We start from the raw sequence: 15,797 nt of genomic DNA, 5'->3' as shown, positions 1-15,797 counted from the left end.
TTCTTTCAGGTTAAAGGTTTAAGAATTGCTGATATTACTTTTTATCCCACCAAATCCTCGTATTCAGGTCGTTAGGACCCTGGCGCGTATTGGCGTCGTTCACATTCTGCAAGTTCACGACGATCTCGCTATCCGGGTAAGGCATGCGGCGGATGAAATCTTCCTTGATCTCCGAGCCGGGATAAGGGTTCTTTTTCAATGCCGGGAAACCGCTTCTGCGGAAATTGGCCCAGGACTCGTTGCCGTCCAGGAACGTCGCTACCCAGTATTGGGTATTGATCTGCTCCAATGCTTTGGCCGTTTCGAGCGGGTGCACTTTCAGGTACGCGAGAATCGCATCCTCTTTTATGGTCGCCTTCGGATCATACAGCGACATTTGTTCGAGATTGGCCCGGATACCTTTGGCATAATAATCGGCCGCTTCGCCCGTCACCCAGCCGCGTACGGCCGCCTCCGCGAGCAGGAGCTGCACCTGCGCGTAGGTGATGTGGAATTCCGGCGCGTCGAGCTTCAAAACCGTCGTCAGGTTGATCTGCGTAAAATCCCAGAGGCTCACGACCCCGTTTTCGGCCAATACACTGTTGATGGTCACGTCATTATAACCCATCGGCATCCCGATCTGCACTTTCGGATCGGATGAGGCGCGATCGCCCGATTGTTCCGGACCACCCTTCGCGCCCACATACCGAACCGCGAACACAGGTAAGCGGGGGTCGTTGTTGTCTTTGAGGTAATTCACAAATGGGGCTGCCAGGTAGAAGTTGGTCTTCTCGCGAGCCGCTAAGTGATTGGCAATGAAATTATTATAAAGCGAAGTGTGGCGAATGACCGAATTATCCGCATTACTTGCGAAAACGCCTCCCGCTACTGCTTTTGCGACATAGGATTTGGCCGTCGTCGCATCCACCTTGGTAAGCCGCATCCCGGCACGCAACATGAGCGAATAGCCGAGCTTTTTCCAGCGGGCCACGTCGCCACCGTAGAGAATATCGGTCGTTACAGCCGGTTGGGCCGCGTCCAACGCCGCGGATGCCTCTTCCAGTTCTTTGAGAATATCCTTGTAAATAGCCTCCTGCGGGTCGTATTTCGGGCGGATTTCCTCGCTGATATAGCCTTTTCCAGCATCGAAATAAGGTACATCGCCGTACGTATCGGTCAATATCATGAATGCGTAGGCTTTCCAGATGCGGGCCGCGTGGTAAATGTTTTTACTTAAAGGATCATCCTTCGTTTGCTCGGTAACGGCCACCAGCTGTTTGATCACATTCCTGTAAAAATTAACCCATACCAGCGGCGAGTTGGCGTTGTTCAGCTGGTTGTAGTTACCGCCCGACAATGAACTTCCGTAAGGCGTAATCACCTGTTGAACAATGCCGAAGTTGTAGCAAAGCATACCGAGCGTCGACACGCCGTCCAGGTAGGTAGTTGCTATGATCGCCTTGTTCAGGATCAGCGAAGGCGCCAGCGAAGTCGGATCGACTTTGTTGGTATTGATCTCGTCGAATCCTTCGTCACAGGCCGTGATGAACGTCAGCGACAGGAAAAGCGCGAGTATATATTTGAATGTAGCTTTCATGGGATCGACGTTTAGAATTTAACATTGAGGTTGAAACCAATGCTGCGGGTCGGCGGCAGGCCGGGCCAGAAATCGAGGCCTGTGGCATTATCCGACGAGTTGAGCACCTCTTCCGGGTCCATATTCTCCGTCCATTTCTTGATCACGAGCACGTTGTTCGCGACCGCGCTCAGGCGCAGGCCTTTCACGAACGACTTTTCAGGCAGCAATTTGCCCAGGTCGTATCCCAACGTAAGCTGGCGCAACTTCCAGAAACCCGCATTCTGAACAAAATCTTCATTGACTCCCAGTGGGTTGACCGACTCGTAGAAGGGCTGCACCGCAGCCTTCGTCTGATTCACCTCGCCATCCGGGTTCACCCCATTTCCGATCACAAAGCCTTCGGCCCGGCCGGGTAATGTGCGTTTCGACAATCCGTGGCGCAAATAGTTGATATTCCGTCCGGTAATCATCTTATGCCCGAGTTTGAAATCCACCAGCGCCGAGAGCATAATGCCTTTGTAATTGAAAGTATTGGTAATACCCCCAAAATACCTGGGCAATGCATTGCCTACGTTCCTTAAAGTATTGTTTCTCAAAGGCATACCACTGTTTTTATCGAACACCTGCCGTCCCTGCGCATCCCGCGCGTACATGAACGTGTAGAGCTGGCCCAACGGCTTGCCGACCACCATATTGAGCGTCCGGCCACCGCCGCCGCCTACGGTAATCACCGTATCTTTCTCAGCCAGACCGAGTTTCAGCACTTTCGAAGTGTTATAGGACACGTTGAAACTCACATCCCAGGTAAAATCTTTCGTTTTCACGGGTGAGCCGGTGAGCAACAGCTCGATCCCCTGGTTCATGCTGCGGCCGACGTTGATCAACTGCGCGGTGTAGGAAGACGCGTCGGAAATCTGCGCCGCAAGGATCTGATCATCAGTCGTTTTGTGATAGTATGTTAAATCAAAACCGAGCAGATTGTTGAACAACTTCATTTCCAGACCGGCCTCGGCTTCCTTAATACGCAACGGGCGTAAATTCTTGTTAGGCACCGTCGACGCATTGATACCACCCACCGGCACCAGCTGGCCCGTCGGGTTAGGGAACGAGTTGTTATCCACCGCGTAATACAATGCATTCGAATACGGGTTCACATTGTCGGAACCGACCTGCGCGTAGGCCGCACGCAACTTGCCGAAGGTGATCCAGGACGGCAGGTTCGGGAAGGCTTGCGAGAAGATGAAGCTACCCGTTACCGATGGATAAAGGATGCTGCGGTTCTGCGGTGCGAGCGTTGAGAACCAGTCGTTTCGGGCGGTTACGTTCAAGTAAAGGAATTCTTTCCACGAAATAGTCGCCGCGCCGTAAAGGGAGTTGATTTTCTTCTCCGAAAGCTGGTAAAGCGGGTTTTTAACACGTCCGTTCATAACCGTGTAAAGGTCGGGCTGAATGAAGTCCTGCACAGTCACACTGTTGTAATCCATCCGGGCGTAGCGCTGGTTGCCACCGAGGGTCACGTCCAGGCCGATGTTGCCGAAATTGTGATTACCTCCCAGAATAAAGTCCAGGTTACGCTCGGTATTGCGGCGAATGTCTTGTGTAAATGAGCCATTTACGTAACCCGTCGGCGCTTTGGCGATGGGTGCGTAGCCGTTCGGTATGTTATAATCCTGGTTGCGCACGTAGAAGTCCTGCGCGGCGCGAACTTGCAGATAGAGCCAGTCGGTAAACTGGTATTTCAATGCCACATTCCCAAAAAGGCGGTCGCGGGAAATGTTCTCGAAATGGTGACTGAGCGAATAGTAAGGATTATTTCTCACCAAAAACCGCGAGAACACAAACTCGTCGCCGTTCGGCATGGTCTGGTTTTGTTTCAATGCGTCGAAAGGCATGGAATTGGCAAGCGTAAAAATCACCGTAGAAGTTGCAAAATCCTGGGCATCGATCTGCGGCGGATTGGTATTCTTTTCTTTCGAATAATTGACATTACCAAAAGCCGTCAGCCGTTTCGAAATATTCTGTGTAAAACCCAGGTTCACTACTTTCCGGTTGAATTTGTTATTCTCGACGATCCCGCGGTTATCGCTGTTGGCCAGCGACAAGCTGAAACCACCATTCGGGCCATTATTGGATACGGTAATGGTGTTGGTCATATTCGTTCCGGTGCGGTAAAATTGCTTCACGCGCCCGCGGACAGGCTCGTAGGGCCAGATTTCATTGTCGAAAAGCGTTTGCGTCATGCCGGGCTCGAACTTCTCCCCGAAGCTCCACACACCCGATGTCGGATTGGCTGACGTGGGCCGTTTGCCACCCTCGCCCTGGCCGTATTCGTATTGAAAATCAGTGAAATCCAGCGGCGTATCGGTCGTAAAGTTGATATTGTAATCCAGGCCGATGCCTTTGCCGGTCCCGCGGGTTTTGGTGGTGATCATCACCACGCCGTCCTTCGCACGCGAGCCGTAAAGTGCCGCGGCCGTGGCGCCTTTGAGCACGGTCATCGACTCGATATCGTCCGGGTTGATGCTCGACAAACCATCGCCGCCATCGGAATTGTTGGCCGAACGTTGCGCATAATCGCCGCCACCGGCGAAATTGGAATTATCGATCGGTACACCGTTCACGACAATGAGCGGGTTGTTCTGGCCTGCAAACGACGACTGCCCGCGGATACGGATCTTCGCCGTTCCACCGGGGCCTGTCGATAACGACGAGATATTCACACCCGCCATTTTACCCTGTAAAGAGCTGACAACGTTGGGCGTACGGTTGGTAGAAATCTGGTCTGCATTGACCGTCGCCGTGGCATAGCCCAGTGTTTTGGCCTCGCGTTTGATACCCAGGGCCGTTACCACCACCTCCGTCAGGTTCTTCGATTCTTGCGTCAGCTGCACATCGATCGCCGACCGCGCGCCTGCCGCGATAGTCTGGCTCACATAACCTATAAAAGAGAAAACAAGCGTCGCATTGGCCGGGGCGTCGAGGGCATATTTACCTTCCGAGTCGGTAACGGTACCTTGCGAGGAGCCGCTGATCAGGATATTTACGCCGGGTAATGGTTCCTTATTTTCGCCGGTAACGGTGCCGCTGATTCGGCCGGTCTGGGCAAAAACCGCGCTACCGCAAAGCATGGCGAGCAGCACGATGATCGTAAAACATTTCTTCATCACTTCTTAATTGGGTCAGGGTGAATAGGGCAATGCAAAACGTACACAATAACCGTAATCGCTTACGGACACGAGGGCGAAGAATAATAAGGGCAAAAAAACACTGTGCACGGCCTCAGAGGCCGAACGATTATACATATACGCAGCCACAAAAACCCTGCTCCGCTATCCAACGGTCAACGTCGGAAGCGGTAAATGTCCTGGCGGCACCGAATACCGGCTATGTTTAATTATCTATTTTTAATTTAAACGATTAAGCATTCTATCAAAGCTAAATGTTGCATTGAAATGTCTTAGTCAGGTTGCTCTGTGATGGTATCGGGTACTTAAAAACGGCTTACCGGGACTTTATCGGGCCGGAGGAGGAAATCAGCAAGGAAATATTGTGACCAAATGTAGATTTAATCGATTAAACAACAAAATTTAGAAGCAAATATTTTTACATTTTTTCTAAAAATAAACACATATCATCTTTTGAGTGGTTTTAACGCATTGAAGGGCCAGGCTGTATTTCAAATAATGGTTCGCCCGGTTTGCGTAAATAATGAGTTACTTCATCGTTTTTGGACGTTAGATTTGGCCTGAAATCCTCCTTATGGTTTCCGATCATCCATCCTGTCATGACATTTATCAAACGTATGCTGGAACAATCCGGGCTGCCGCTCACGGTCAGGCAGTTCTGGTGGTATTCCTTCTGCTATTGGAGCATTTTCGCGGTAATAACGTTCGGTCAGCTTATGATGCTGTGGCTTTTGAAAGAAGGAGTGGTAATGCAGCCGCACGAGATGTTCGTGTGGTTGCTCGACGGCCTCTTCTGGTGGTCTACCAGTCCGCTGGTATTGTACGCATCTATCAAGGTCCCGATCGCGTTCAAGGTCCGGCAGAGTTCGATTCTCAAACCGATCCTCGTGCACCTGGCGATCGTCACTTTTCTGAACATTTTCATTAATATATTACACTATTATATTACCAATCCGCTGATGTACCGCGCAGTAGGCAAATCCGTGCCGTTGGAAAACTACCTGTTCTCCTTTTTCATTGCCTATACTGCCAGTTTTGGTCAATATCTGCTGCTGGTGGTGGGTTTTAATAAAGTATCCTACATTTACCGTTATCAGGAACTCAAACAGCAGCATTTCGAAACCGAGCTGAACAACGAGCAACTTCGCGGACAACTTGCAAACGCACAGCTGCAATCGCTCAAAATGCAACTCAACCCGCATTTTCTTTTCAATACGCTGCACAGTGTCGTGAGTCTGATGGTCAAAAACGACATCCGGAAAGCGACGCTGATGATTACGACCCTCAGCGACCTGTTGCGGGCGGTGCTTGTGAACCAGTCGGCCGATTTCATTCCCTTACAAGAAGAGCTCAAACTTACCCGGCAATACCTCGACATCCAACAAATCCGTTTCCAGGACCGTTTGAAAGTCGAATACCACATCGATCCGGCCTCGGAACTTTACCCGGTTCCCCAGCTCATCCTGCAACCGATCGTCGAAAACTCCATTACCCACGGCATTTCCGATATGACCACCAACGCGCTCATACGCATCACGAGCACCGTGAGCGCGACGGGCATGCAGGTGACGGTTTTCGACAACGGCCTCGGCGCTGCGTCACGGAAAGCTTCGAAAGGTATGGGGCTGGGATTGCAAAATACGTCGCTGCGGCTGCAACAGGCGTACGGAACCAACGCCCGGCTCGAATTTGAGCAACCGGGTTCCGGCGGTACGTCCGTAACGCTGCATTTTGACGGGCGATAGAAGAAATGGACGATGGACCATCAACCCAACAAACACCAATAACCCCGAAAAACCATGAAACACCGCTGCCTGATCATCGATGATGAAGTGCTGGCCAGGGACGTAATCAGGACATTTGTACAGCATGACCATTCTATTGAAATCACCGACGAAGCCGCCAATGGCTCCGAGGCGGTGGTAAAAATATTGCAGCACCGGCCCGATGTGATTTTTCTCGACATCCAAATGCCGGAACTCGACGGTTTCGAGGTACTGCGCGAAGTGTGGCCGCATCACCAGCCATTCGTCGTCTTTACGACCGCATTCGATCAGTACGCATTGCGGGCATTCGAGGTGAATGCGATCGATTATTTGCTCAAACCATTCGACGAGATCCGATTCCACCAATCGCTCGGACGATTGAAGGAACGGCTTAGCCAGAAGTCGCAGCCGCGGATCGAAGAGCTGGTCAACAGCCTCTTGCGCGACCAGAAGGAAAAGGAGGAAAATTATTTACAACGACTGCTGGTGAAGGAAGCGGGGAAAATGTACCTGGTCAAAACGGACGATATCACGCATTTCTCGGCGGACGGCAACTACATATCCGTTTATACCGCGCAAAAGAAGGTTTACACGGTGTACGAAAGCCTGAGCAGCCTCGAAAGCCGTCTAGACCCGTCGGTGATGATCCGCGTGGGCCGTTCGAACATCGTGAACATGAATTTCATTTCCGAGCTCGAAACCTATTTCAATGGCGAGTACATCATTCATTTATCCACCGGTGAAAAAGTGAAATGGACCCGTGGTTACCGCGACAATATCAAGGCGTTTGTCACCAAAATGGGGTAACCACCGGATACGGTTCACCTTTTGAAATGCACGCTTTAAATAATAAAAAGTCCATGTCAGACATTTTCCGTACCCATTTCAACGATTTACGGTACAAATTTGTCAGACAAAATAGCTTCCGCCCCTGCGCGGGTGCAAACATTCAATTGCATTTAAATCCGTTAGCCATGCTCTTAAAATCTACCACCAACGCAACCTCAGCGGTATTCGCCCGGCTCCAAAATCACAAGGGGCAACGACAAGCCATTTTCGTCGCGGCCGTCGTGGCCGCCATCATCCTCTGGAAATTGCACACCGGCGTAAGCGCGGCCACCCATCCCAATGCCGACGCCACCACGGCAAAAACCTCCACCAACGACGGGAAAATGGTCAATATGAAATGGAGCTACGACGAATTCGCGCATAAACTGATCGTCGAAAACACGGACCTGGCCTATGCGGAAATCGGGGAAGGCTTCACAAAAGGTATTGGCCGGGCACTCAATAAGGTAACGCGCTCGGGTGTCAACCGAAACAATTCCGGCAAGCGGGTGCTCGTCAATTTGTGAGTGCTGTCACGCAGAAGCGGCCCGGGTCGCCGGCCGCCGGGTCGCCGGTCGCCGGGCCGCCGGGCCGCTTCTGCGTAACAATACGCCTGTTTTCCGCAAATTATCAATAAACTACTTCCAGCTCGGCTTCTTCGACCACCTGCCGTTGCTCCACTTTCGGCGGTAACAGCTTGTACATCACCGGCGTCACCAGGCGCGATAGTAATGTGGAGCTGATCAGCCCGCCGATCAGCACCAGTGCCAGCGGCGAATACAGCGCGCTATATTCGATCACCAGCGGCAGCAATCCGCCGATCGCCGTCATCGAGGTGAGCAATATCGGTACAAAACGGATTTCGCCGGCTTCGATAATGGCTTCTTCGATGCCCTTCCCTTGTTCGCGAAGCTGGTTCGTAAAATCAACCACCAAAAGCGAATTTTTCACTTCAATACCCACCAATGCGATGAAACCGATCGTGGCCGTGAATGAGAGCGTTTCGCCTGTGAGGAAAAGCATTGCGAGCCCCCCCACGATACCCAGCGGAATGACCGAGAGTACAATGAGAATGCTTTTGAAGGTTTTGAATTCCAGTATCAATACACCGAGGAAACCGAATACGGTGATCAAAATAATGAGTCCCAGTCCGCCGAAACTTTCTTCCTGGCTTTCTTTTTCTCCGGCCACCGTGAAATGCTGATCTTTTTCGAATTTAAACCGGTTAAGCTTCGCGGTAATGTCCTCGTTCATTTTCTGAACATTATAGCCCGGCTTCGTGAATGCGGACACGGTCACATAGCGGTCCTTGTCGTAATGCCGGATCTGGTTCGGCGAACTCTCCATTTCAATGGTCGCAATATTTTTCAACGGAATGCTCGCACCCGTAGCGGAGGTGACATACAGTTTATCAAAAACACTGTAATCCTGAATAGCTGCATGACGCGGCACCGATACATTGATATTGTAGCTATCGGCCTTGCCCACATCCTCGCGGAAGGTGGCCACATTGAGCCCGGCAGCCCCCAGCCGCACCGTACGGTCGATGTCGGCCGAGGAAATGCCCAGCGTTCCGGCTTTCTGCTTATTGATGTTGATGCGTAAATCGGTCGGCTGTACCAGCAACGGGTTGTTCACATAAATGGTACCTTCTGTTTTGGTAAGCAAATCGGCGACCCCGAAAGCGGTTTTGCGAAGATCTTCCAGGTTTTCGCCATAAATGCGGTAAGCCAGCGGTGCTTCGATCAATGGTCCCTGTTCGAAATCCTTTACTTTGATCTCAGCACCCGGGTAACGTTCCAGTTTTTTGCGCAACTTTTCGATCACCTCCACCTTTTCTTCTGTTTCAAGTCCTTCCACCTGCACGAAAATCTCGGCAAAATTTTCGCTCTCATTCCGTTGCACTACATTATAATAGACCCGCGGGTTACCCTTGCCTACATTGGTCGAAAAGGAAGTAATGAGCGGTTCCTGTTTCAGAATACCCTCCACATACCGCGCAACCTCGTTGGTCTTTTTGAGGTTGGTACCCTGCGGTGTTTCAATGTCGATCAGGAACATCGGCTTCTCCGATTTCGGAAAAAGGCTGTTGCCGATGAGCGGTACCAATGCCAGCGAGCCGACGAATATCATACCGGCGATCGCCAATGTGGTCTTAGGCCAATGCAATGCGCGGTCGAGCACGCTGCCGTAAGTTTTGTGAATACCTTTTTTCATACCGCGTAACAACCAGTTTCCGTCTTCCGAAGCATGAGGTTTCAATATCACGCTCGACAGGAACGGCACCACGGTGAGCGAAACGAGCATGGAGGCAAATACCGTCGTAATTACCGACATCGGCAAGCTGCGGATAAAGTCGCCCGCACCCTCGGGCAGGAATACGAGCGGAAGGAATGCGAAGATCAGCAAGATCGTACACCCCACAACCGCCAATCCGATCTGCGACGATGCCTTAATGGCCGCCTCGATCTTGCCATAGCCCATCCGCAAGTACCGCTCGATATTCTCGACGACCACGATACTGTCATCCACCAGGATACCCAGCGCCACGATCATCCCAACAATGCTGAGCTGGTTGATATTGTACCCGAGCAAGTTCATTATCGTAAGCCCGATCGCCAGCGAAAGCGGGATGGAAATCATTACCACGAGCGACGCCCGCGTACCCAGCGGCAGCAATGTGAGCAGTACCAGCAATATGGCTATTCCAAAATCCCGGGCGAAATGCGACAAGCGGGTATCCACGCTACTCGCCTGATCGAAGACTTTGATCATTTCGATATTCGAAGGCAAATCTTTTTGAAACGCCGCGACAACCGGTTCCACCTGGTCGCGGACGGCAATAATGTTTTCGCCTTCTTTTTGGCTCACATTCACAAAGCTGCACCGGAAGCCGTTCAGGCGGGTAATGTGCGTTTCGTCCTCGTAACCCATTTTGACGTCGGCCACGTCTTTGAGATATACGATCTTGCCATTCGACCGTGACACGACGGTATTCGCCACTTCATCGAGCGTGCGGTAGCTGCCGCTGGTTTTAATATTCAGCTTTTTGGTAGCCATGCTGATGCTCCCGCCGGGGATATTCACGCCCTCGCTCTGCAATGCGCCCACGATCTGGTCCTGGGTGAGTTTCTGCTGCGCGATTTTTTGCAAATTCAGACTCACTTTCACCTGAGGCTCGGGAATGCCCGAGTATTCTACTTTTTTAAGGGTTTTGATCTTTTCCAGCCGCTCTTTAAAATCCTTCGAATACTTCTTCAACTGCGTGTAAGTCGCGTTTTCGCTGATGAGCGCGTATTGGTAAATGCTTACGTCAGATGGGATCTGCTTGTTGATCCGGATGTCGGCAATGTCGGCCGGGAGTTGCGACCGCAATGCGTTGATCTCCCGGACTATTTCCTGGTATTTATCGTCCGGATTGGAGCTGTATTTGTAAATCACCTGCATGACCGCGAGACCGTCGCGGATATCGGTGATCACGTGCTTCATATCGTCGAGTTCGTTGATTTTCTTCTCCATGGGGTCCACCACCAGCTGCTCCATATCTTTCGGATTGGCACCTGGGTACACCACCACCACGGTAAACTGCGGCGGGTGAATATCGGGGTCCTCACTGCGGGGCATGGTGAAAAGCGAGTACAGCCCCAGCGCCAGCACGCCCAGAAATATCACCAGCGTAAACTGGTAATTCTTGACTGCGAATTCAGGTAATTTCATGGTCTTTTCGGTTAAAATGGGTTACTGAACGACTTTAATCACCGATCCTTCGGCCAGGTAAGCCGAACCCTCGCGTATGACACGCGCGCCTGCGTCTATCCCCGCGAGGATGAATGCCTTATCTCCATCGAGAAACGCGATCTTCACGCGCTTCTTTTGCGCCTTGTTCCCATCCGCCACGAACACGAATGCACTGTCGTTCTCGCCTTCGATCAATGCGTCGACGGGGATCGAAACCATGCTGGTCTTTTCTTTCGGATAAATGTGCACTTTGGCAAAAAGGCCGCTGGCGAGCTTGGTAGCGGGTTTATCGAGTGTGATTTCGGCCTGGTAAAGTCCGGAAACCGGGTCGCTCACCTGTGCGAGGGTTTTTACATTGCCTGTAAACGTCTGTGGATAGGCGTCGAAGTTGATTTCCGCTTTCTCGCCGCCTTTCAGCCTTGCCCAGTCCTTGTCGGTAAGGCCGCATTTTACGACCCAGTCGCTGCTGCTGGTGCTGCTGATGTGGAGCACGGGCGCTCCGCCCTGCACTTGCTCGCCGGCATTCTGCAATTTCTGCATCACGACGCCGTCGGCAGTCGAGAATATTTTGGTTTGAGATAAATTAAATCTGACGATATCCACCTGTTTTTCAGCGAGTATCAATGCTGTCTGGGTGTTTTCCAACTGCTCTTTCGTGGCTACGCTATCGCGGTACAGGTTCTGGACACGACGGGCATCGCGTTGCGCTTTCAGGAAGTTTTCCTCCGCCTGGGCCATTTGTGCAGCTATTTCGGTGGTATTCAGCGTCGCCAAAAGCTGGCCTTTGCGTACTTTGTCGCCTTCTTTTACGAGAATATCCCTGACAATGCCGCCGATCTTGAATGACAATCTTGCCTCATTTTCAGAACCGAGCAAACCCGATGTTTCCACAGCCTGGGCCTGCGTCAATGCGGCGGAGCTGATGACTTTTACCGGGATCGTGTCGTCGGTCTTTTCCGGTTTCTTTTCTTCCTTGCACGCGGCGGTCAGGAGCGCGGTCGCGAACACGCAGGCGTATATGAGTGGATGTGTTGTAGCTTTCATATCATTTTTAGTTTGAGAATAGGTAGCTCGCCCGGGCCCGTTCCAGTTCTGCGGCGCGGGTCTGGACATTCAAATAGGATATACTTTGTTGCAACTGGTCGTTGATGAGCCGGTTCTGGGCATCGAGCAGTTCGATATAGAGCAACTGGCCTTCGCGATAGAGTTTCTGCTGGTCCTGGTAATATTGCTGCGACAATGCAGTCTGGCTTTTCGTAGCCCGGTAAGTCAGCACCGCCGATTGAAAGGTGTTGGCTGCGGTTTTATTTTGTAGTTGAAGCTGTTGTTCTACCTGACTAATCTGCTCGCCCGTCGCCTTCTGTTCCAATTCGGCCTGTTTCACTTTGTATTGCGTACGATTGTTGGCGAAAACACGCCAGTCGAGCGTCACACCGAAAAGGTAATAGCGGGTATCCCTGTTAAAATTCACAAAATCACCCTGCGAACCGAGGTCGATGAATGTAGAAAGCTTCGGCAATGCGCCAGCGCGGGCCAGCTGACCGGATAATGTATTGATTTTCGAAAGCGATTCCAGTTTCGCCAGTTCCTCTCTCCTACCCGCAGCGGCCGTGTCCGTCAGCACTTCCGATTCCGTCGGCGCACCGACTTCCAGGCTCGTTTCCAGCGGATTATTCAACAAAAAGTTAAAGTAAGCCTTCGCATTGATCGACTGGTTCCGTGCATCGACCAGCCTCGCTTCCAGCCCTATCAGCTCGTTTTCCGAGCGGCTCACCACGGTACGGATCGCCTTGTCGTTCTTCACCAATGCCTGGTTGAACCGCAGGTTATCTTTTGCCAGCGAAACGGCGCTTTCCAGAATGCGGATCGCCTCGTCGGATTGCTGGCAAGCGTAGTAGGCCAGCTTGATTTCCTTCACTAACTCTCGCCTGTAAACGTCAACCTCCGCTTGCTGTAAATGGATTTGTTCCTTGCGGATCTTCGTATTGTAAGCGATTTCCGCATTGTAAAGCGGCAGCGAAGTCCGGAACTTGGCGTCGTAATAGTTGCGTGGATTGAACGTCTGGCTCACATTTTCCACTTTCGGAAAGGCCGACGAGTTGGTCAGTTCATTGAGCGAGTTATACACCGGGTTCAGCAAATCGCCGATCGGAATGCTGATCTTTCGTCCGCCGCGCGAGTCGAGATAAGAAGTACTGAAATTGACTTCGGGATAAAAGAATGTCCTCGCTTCTTTCAACGCAAACAGGTTCCTTTCGAGGATAAAGCGCTGTTGTTTAAGGCCTTGATTGTTCCGTAAGCCGTGGTCGATGTAACCTTGCAAATGCGCATCCTGCCCTCGAACGGGTGCGAAAAGGCTCAGCAAAGGCACAAGAAGGTACTGCCAATGCCGGGGCATGGGTTTCAATAATCGCATCATTTTAAGTAATGTTTAGTTTATAAACAGTGTTTAGTGAATGGCAAAATTTTTTAAGTTTTCAGATTGGCCATAAAAAGATCGAATGAATTGTACAATACTCCGCGCGTTGCGTCATCGGGCATCATGAGAATGCACATGCGCTCGCGTACGTAAAGCGAAACTAGTCCATGGACAAACGACCAGACCATAATCGCCGTTACGTGCAAATCCGCCGGCCGGATTTTCTTTTGTTCGAGGCATTCCGAGAGTGTGGTAAGCAAATAGCCGAATGCACATTCACCCGCTTTCCACTTCTCCTCATTCTTGATCTGCTCCATCGGCGCACGCATGATGAACATGAGGTCATAGTAATCCGGGTTTTCCAGCCCGAACCTGATGTAAGTCCTGCCGATCGCCCCCAGCCTTTCAAACGGATCGGCTATCGCATCGTGTTTCCTAAGCTCCTTGTCCAGCAAGTCGAATGCATTTTCGTGGATTACATAAAAAATTTCATCCTTATCCTTGAAATACAGATAGATAGTAGCCGGACTATATTCAATATCGTCGGCAATGCTACGAATCGACGTCTTATCGTAGCCTTGCTTCAAAAACAGCTGAGTAGCCGATTCGATAATCAGGTTCCTCATTTCCTGCTTTTCCCGCTCTTTTCTTTCCTTAATCGCCATGCTTTTGTAATTACAATGTGAATATAATAAACACTGTTTAGTAAATGCAAATTGTTTACCAAAATAAGTTAGGAATGGCGAAATTCTACCTGTGAGCGGGAGAAGAATGCGAAGGCAAAGCTATTTTTGTTTGAAACGGTCGTCGGTAAGCGCTTCGAGGAACGCCACGATATCGTCGACCTCGCTATCGGAAAGGTTCAGCGCGCTGCCGAGCGACAGGTCGCGGTTGATGGGATTTTGGACAAATTTGTCTGGTGTGTTGTAGTATTGAACCACCTCGCGCAGCGTTTTGAACATCGCATTATGCATGTAGGGAGCAGTAACCGCGACATTACGCAAGCCGGGTACTTTGAAAAGGCCGATATGCGAGCTGTCCTCGGTGATTTTGAAGCGACCGGGATCATTCAGTTCCCTGCCATTAAAAAGGCCGATACTTTTAAAACGGTCGGCAGTGAAATCTTCGCCGGAATGGCAAGTAGCGCAATTGGCCTTGCCTATGAAAAGCATTCTGCCGCGCACGGCCGCTGCCGAAAGAGCTTTTTCATCCCCGTCCAGGTAGCGGTCATAAGGCGTATCGGTGGTTTCCAGCGTACGCTCGAATGCCGCAATGGCGCTGAGCAGGTTCTTATTATTCACTTCCGATTTAAATACTTTCTGAAATGCCGCACTGTAAAAATCGTCCTTTTTCAGGCGCTCCACGGCCTGGTCTACCGGCAAATCCATTTCATCATGCGCCGAAAGCGGCCCCAATACCTGCTCTTCCAGCGAGCCGGCGCGACCGTCCCAGAAGAAATCCGTGCGCCCCGAAAGGTTCGTCAAAGCCGGACTGTTACGCGTGAGCCGCGTACCCTTATCGCCGAAGCTGAAAGCGGCAGTATCCGCAAATGCAAATTGCGGAATGTGGCACGACGCGCAACTGATCGCGCGTCCGCGCGAGAGGATCGGGTCCGAAAACAGCTTCTCGCCAAGCTCTTCTTTCGTATTTACCTCCACCGAAGCTTCGTTGGATTGCAGCGACACCAATGCCAGCGAACCACTGCAAAGCGCAGCCGCCAGCCATTTTGTAATACCCATTTGACACTACGGATTTAAATCAATGCACTTCAAAAGACTCCTTGAAAGGCACGCAAAGGCCATCCTCGTTGGAACACAAAAGTCCCTTGATCGTCCCTGAAACCTTTCCACCGGCCTTGGCGACTTTAATCGTCTGCCGGAACTCGGCCTTGTCGGTAAAATAGGTGTAAGCCTTGTCCCAGCTCGGGTCGACGGCTTTGAGCGGTTTCACGGCCCGTATCTCGCCCACAAGCTGGTAGGCATTATTCTGGTTGAATGCAAATTCGGTGGGAAGCGGGCCGATATCCCCTTTGAAATCGGACGAATAGAGCTTCCAGTGCTTATTAATATCAGCGGAAAATACCACTTCCACCTGCTCGCCGGGTTTGGCATCGCTTTTCGAAAAGCTCACTTTCCAGCGGGAAATATCCTTCAAATCCTGCGCAAATACACTGCCCGCACAGCATAGCACGAGCATTATCACTCTGTAAATCATGGGAATACTGTTTTGAATTGAAATACATTAAACAACTGCAAAGCATGTTACGCCTTATCGGCGGCGCCTTGCAGTTGTCTCAAATCACC

11 protein-coding genes are annotated in these 15,797 nt (G+C 51.2%); 3 read left to right on the top strand and 8 right to left on the bottom strand.

All coding sequences use genetic code 11. From position 1 onward, the window contains the following. Positions 1-34 precede the first annotated feature (34 nt). Both BMW93_RS27505 and BMW93_RS27500 read right to left on the bottom strand, forming a co-directional pair. Positions 35-1,576, bottom strand: coding sequence for a SusD/RagB family nutrient-binding outer membrane lipoprotein (locus tag BMW93_RS27505; RefSeq protein WP_090384045.1), 1,542 nt, complete (start codon positions 1,574-1,576; stop codon positions 35-37). Positions 1,577-1,587: 11 nt separating this feature from the next. After that, positions 1,588-4,722, bottom strand: a complete 3,135-nt coding sequence (locus tag BMW93_RS27500) for a SusC/RagA family TonB-linked outer membrane protein (protein ID WP_090384042.1) — start codon at positions 4,720-4,722, stop codon at positions 1,588-1,590. Between the two features lie 620 nt (positions 4,723-5,342). On the opposite strand from BMW93_RS27500, the gene BMW93_RS27495 reads away from it, so the two are divergent. The 3 genes from BMW93_RS27495 (at position 5,343) to BMW93_RS27485 (ending at position 7,864) form a co-directional block, all read left to right on the top strand. Beyond that, the gene (locus BMW93_RS27495; RefSeq protein ID WP_229240867.1) at positions 5,343-6,488 is read left to right on the top strand and encodes a sensor histidine kinase; all 1,146 of its coding nucleotides are present in this window, start codon (positions 5,343-5,345) and stop codon (positions 6,486-6,488) included. 54 nt (positions 6,489-6,542) lie between these two features. Further along, positions 6,543-7,316, top strand: coding sequence for a LytTR family DNA-binding domain-containing protein (locus BMW93_RS27490; RefSeq protein WP_090384040.1), 774 nt, complete (start codon positions 6,543-6,545; stop codon positions 7,314-7,316). A 167-nt stretch (positions 7,317-7,483) separates the two neighbouring features. Continuing rightward, positions 7,484-7,864: a hypothetical protein gene (locus BMW93_RS27485; RefSeq protein ID WP_143061738.1), complete on the top strand. Its 381-nt coding sequence runs from the start codon at positions 7,484-7,486 to the stop codon at positions 7,862-7,864. Between the two features lie 103 nt (positions 7,865-7,967). Here BMW93_RS27485 and BMW93_RS27480 read toward each other — a convergent pair whose 3' ends face one another. The 6 genes from BMW93_RS27480 to BMW93_RS27455 form a co-directional block, all read right to left on the bottom strand. Further along, on the bottom strand, positions 7,968-11,054 hold the full coding sequence (locus BMW93_RS27480) for an efflux RND transporter permease subunit (RefSeq protein WP_090384035.1): 3,087 nt from the start codon (positions 11,052-11,054) through the stop codon (positions 7,968-7,970). Between the two features lie 21 nt (positions 11,055-11,075). Next, positions 11,076-12,119 (bottom strand): efflux RND transporter periplasmic adaptor subunit, encoded by a 1,044-nt coding sequence (locus BMW93_RS27475; protein ID WP_090384031.1) that lies wholly within the window; start codon positions 12,117-12,119, stop codon positions 11,076-11,078. 7 nt (positions 12,120-12,126) lie between these two features. Then, the gene (locus BMW93_RS27470; protein WP_229240865.1) at positions 12,127-13,494 is read right to left on the bottom strand and encodes a TolC family protein; all 1,368 of its coding nucleotides are present in this window, start codon (positions 13,492-13,494) and stop codon (positions 12,127-12,129) included. Positions 13,495-13,544: 50 nt separating this feature from the next. Next, on the bottom strand, positions 13,545-14,159 hold the full coding sequence (locus BMW93_RS27465; protein WP_090384026.1) for a TetR/AcrR family transcriptional regulator: 615 nt from the start codon (positions 14,157-14,159) through the stop codon (positions 13,545-13,547). A gap of 120 nt (positions 14,160-14,279) precedes the next feature. Beyond that, positions 14,280-15,233 (bottom strand): cytochrome-c peroxidase, encoded by a 954-nt coding sequence (locus tag BMW93_RS27460; protein WP_090384023.1) that lies wholly within the window; start codon positions 15,231-15,233, stop codon positions 14,280-14,282. Between the two features lie 19 nt (positions 15,234-15,252). Continuing rightward, the gene (locus tag BMW93_RS27455; RefSeq protein ID WP_090384021.1) at positions 15,253-15,708 is read right to left on the bottom strand and encodes a protein-disulfide reductase DsbD domain-containing protein; all 456 of its coding nucleotides are present in this window, start codon (positions 15,706-15,708) and stop codon (positions 15,253-15,255) included. Positions 15,709-15,797: the final 89 nt, after the last annotated feature.

Origin of the sequence: Dyadobacter sp. SG02 (assembly GCF_900109045.1) — a bacterium.
In the GTDB taxonomy this organism is placed as follows: domain Bacteria; phylum Bacteroidota; class Bacteroidia; order Cytophagales; family Spirosomataceae; genus Dyadobacter.
The sequence above is the reverse complement of the archived record's forward strand: the minus strand, read 5'-3'. Positions and strand labels throughout refer to the sequence as shown.

Bases quoted from the DNA above. Each gene is read 5' to 3' on its own strand.
- BMW93_RS27470 (WP_229240865.1), bottom strand. From the start codon at position 13,494: ATGATGCGATTATTGAAACCCATGCCCCGGCATTGGCAGTACCTTCTT.
- BMW93_RS27505 (WP_090384045.1), bottom strand. From the start codon at position 1,576: ATGAAAGCTACATTCAAATATATACTCGCGCTTTTCCTGTCGCTGACG.
- BMW93_RS27500 (WP_090384042.1), bottom strand. From the start codon at position 4,722: ATGAAGAAATGTTTTACGATCATCGTGCTGCTCGCCATGCTTTGCGGT.
- BMW93_RS27460 (WP_090384023.1), bottom strand. From the start codon at position 15,233: ATGGGTATTACAAAATGGCTGGCGGCTGCGCTTTGCAGTGGTTCGCTG.
- BMW93_RS27465 (WP_090384026.1), bottom strand. From the start codon at position 14,159: ATGGCGATTAAGGAAAGAAAAGAGCGGGAAAAGCAGGAAATGAGGAAC.
- BMW93_RS27485 (WP_143061738.1), top strand. From the start codon at position 7,484: ATGCTCTTAAAATCTACCACCAACGCAACCTCAGCGGTATTCGCCCGG.
- BMW93_RS27495 (WP_229240867.1), top strand. From the start codon at position 5,343: ATGACATTTATCAAACGTATGCTGGAACAATCCGGGCTGCCGCTCACG.
- BMW93_RS27490 (WP_090384040.1), top strand. From the start codon at position 6,543: ATGAAACACCGCTGCCTGATCATCGATGATGAAGTGCTGGCCAGGGAC.
- BMW93_RS27480 (WP_090384035.1), bottom strand. From the start codon at position 11,054: ATGAAATTACCTGAATTCGCAGTCAAGAATTACCAGTTTACGCTGGTG.
- BMW93_RS27475 (WP_090384031.1), bottom strand. From the start codon at position 12,119: ATGAAAGCTACAACACATCCACTCATATACGCCTGCGTGTTCGCGACC.
- BMW93_RS27455 (WP_090384021.1), bottom strand. From the start codon at position 15,708: ATGATTTACAGAGTGATAATGCTCGTGCTATGCTGTGCGGGCAGTGTA.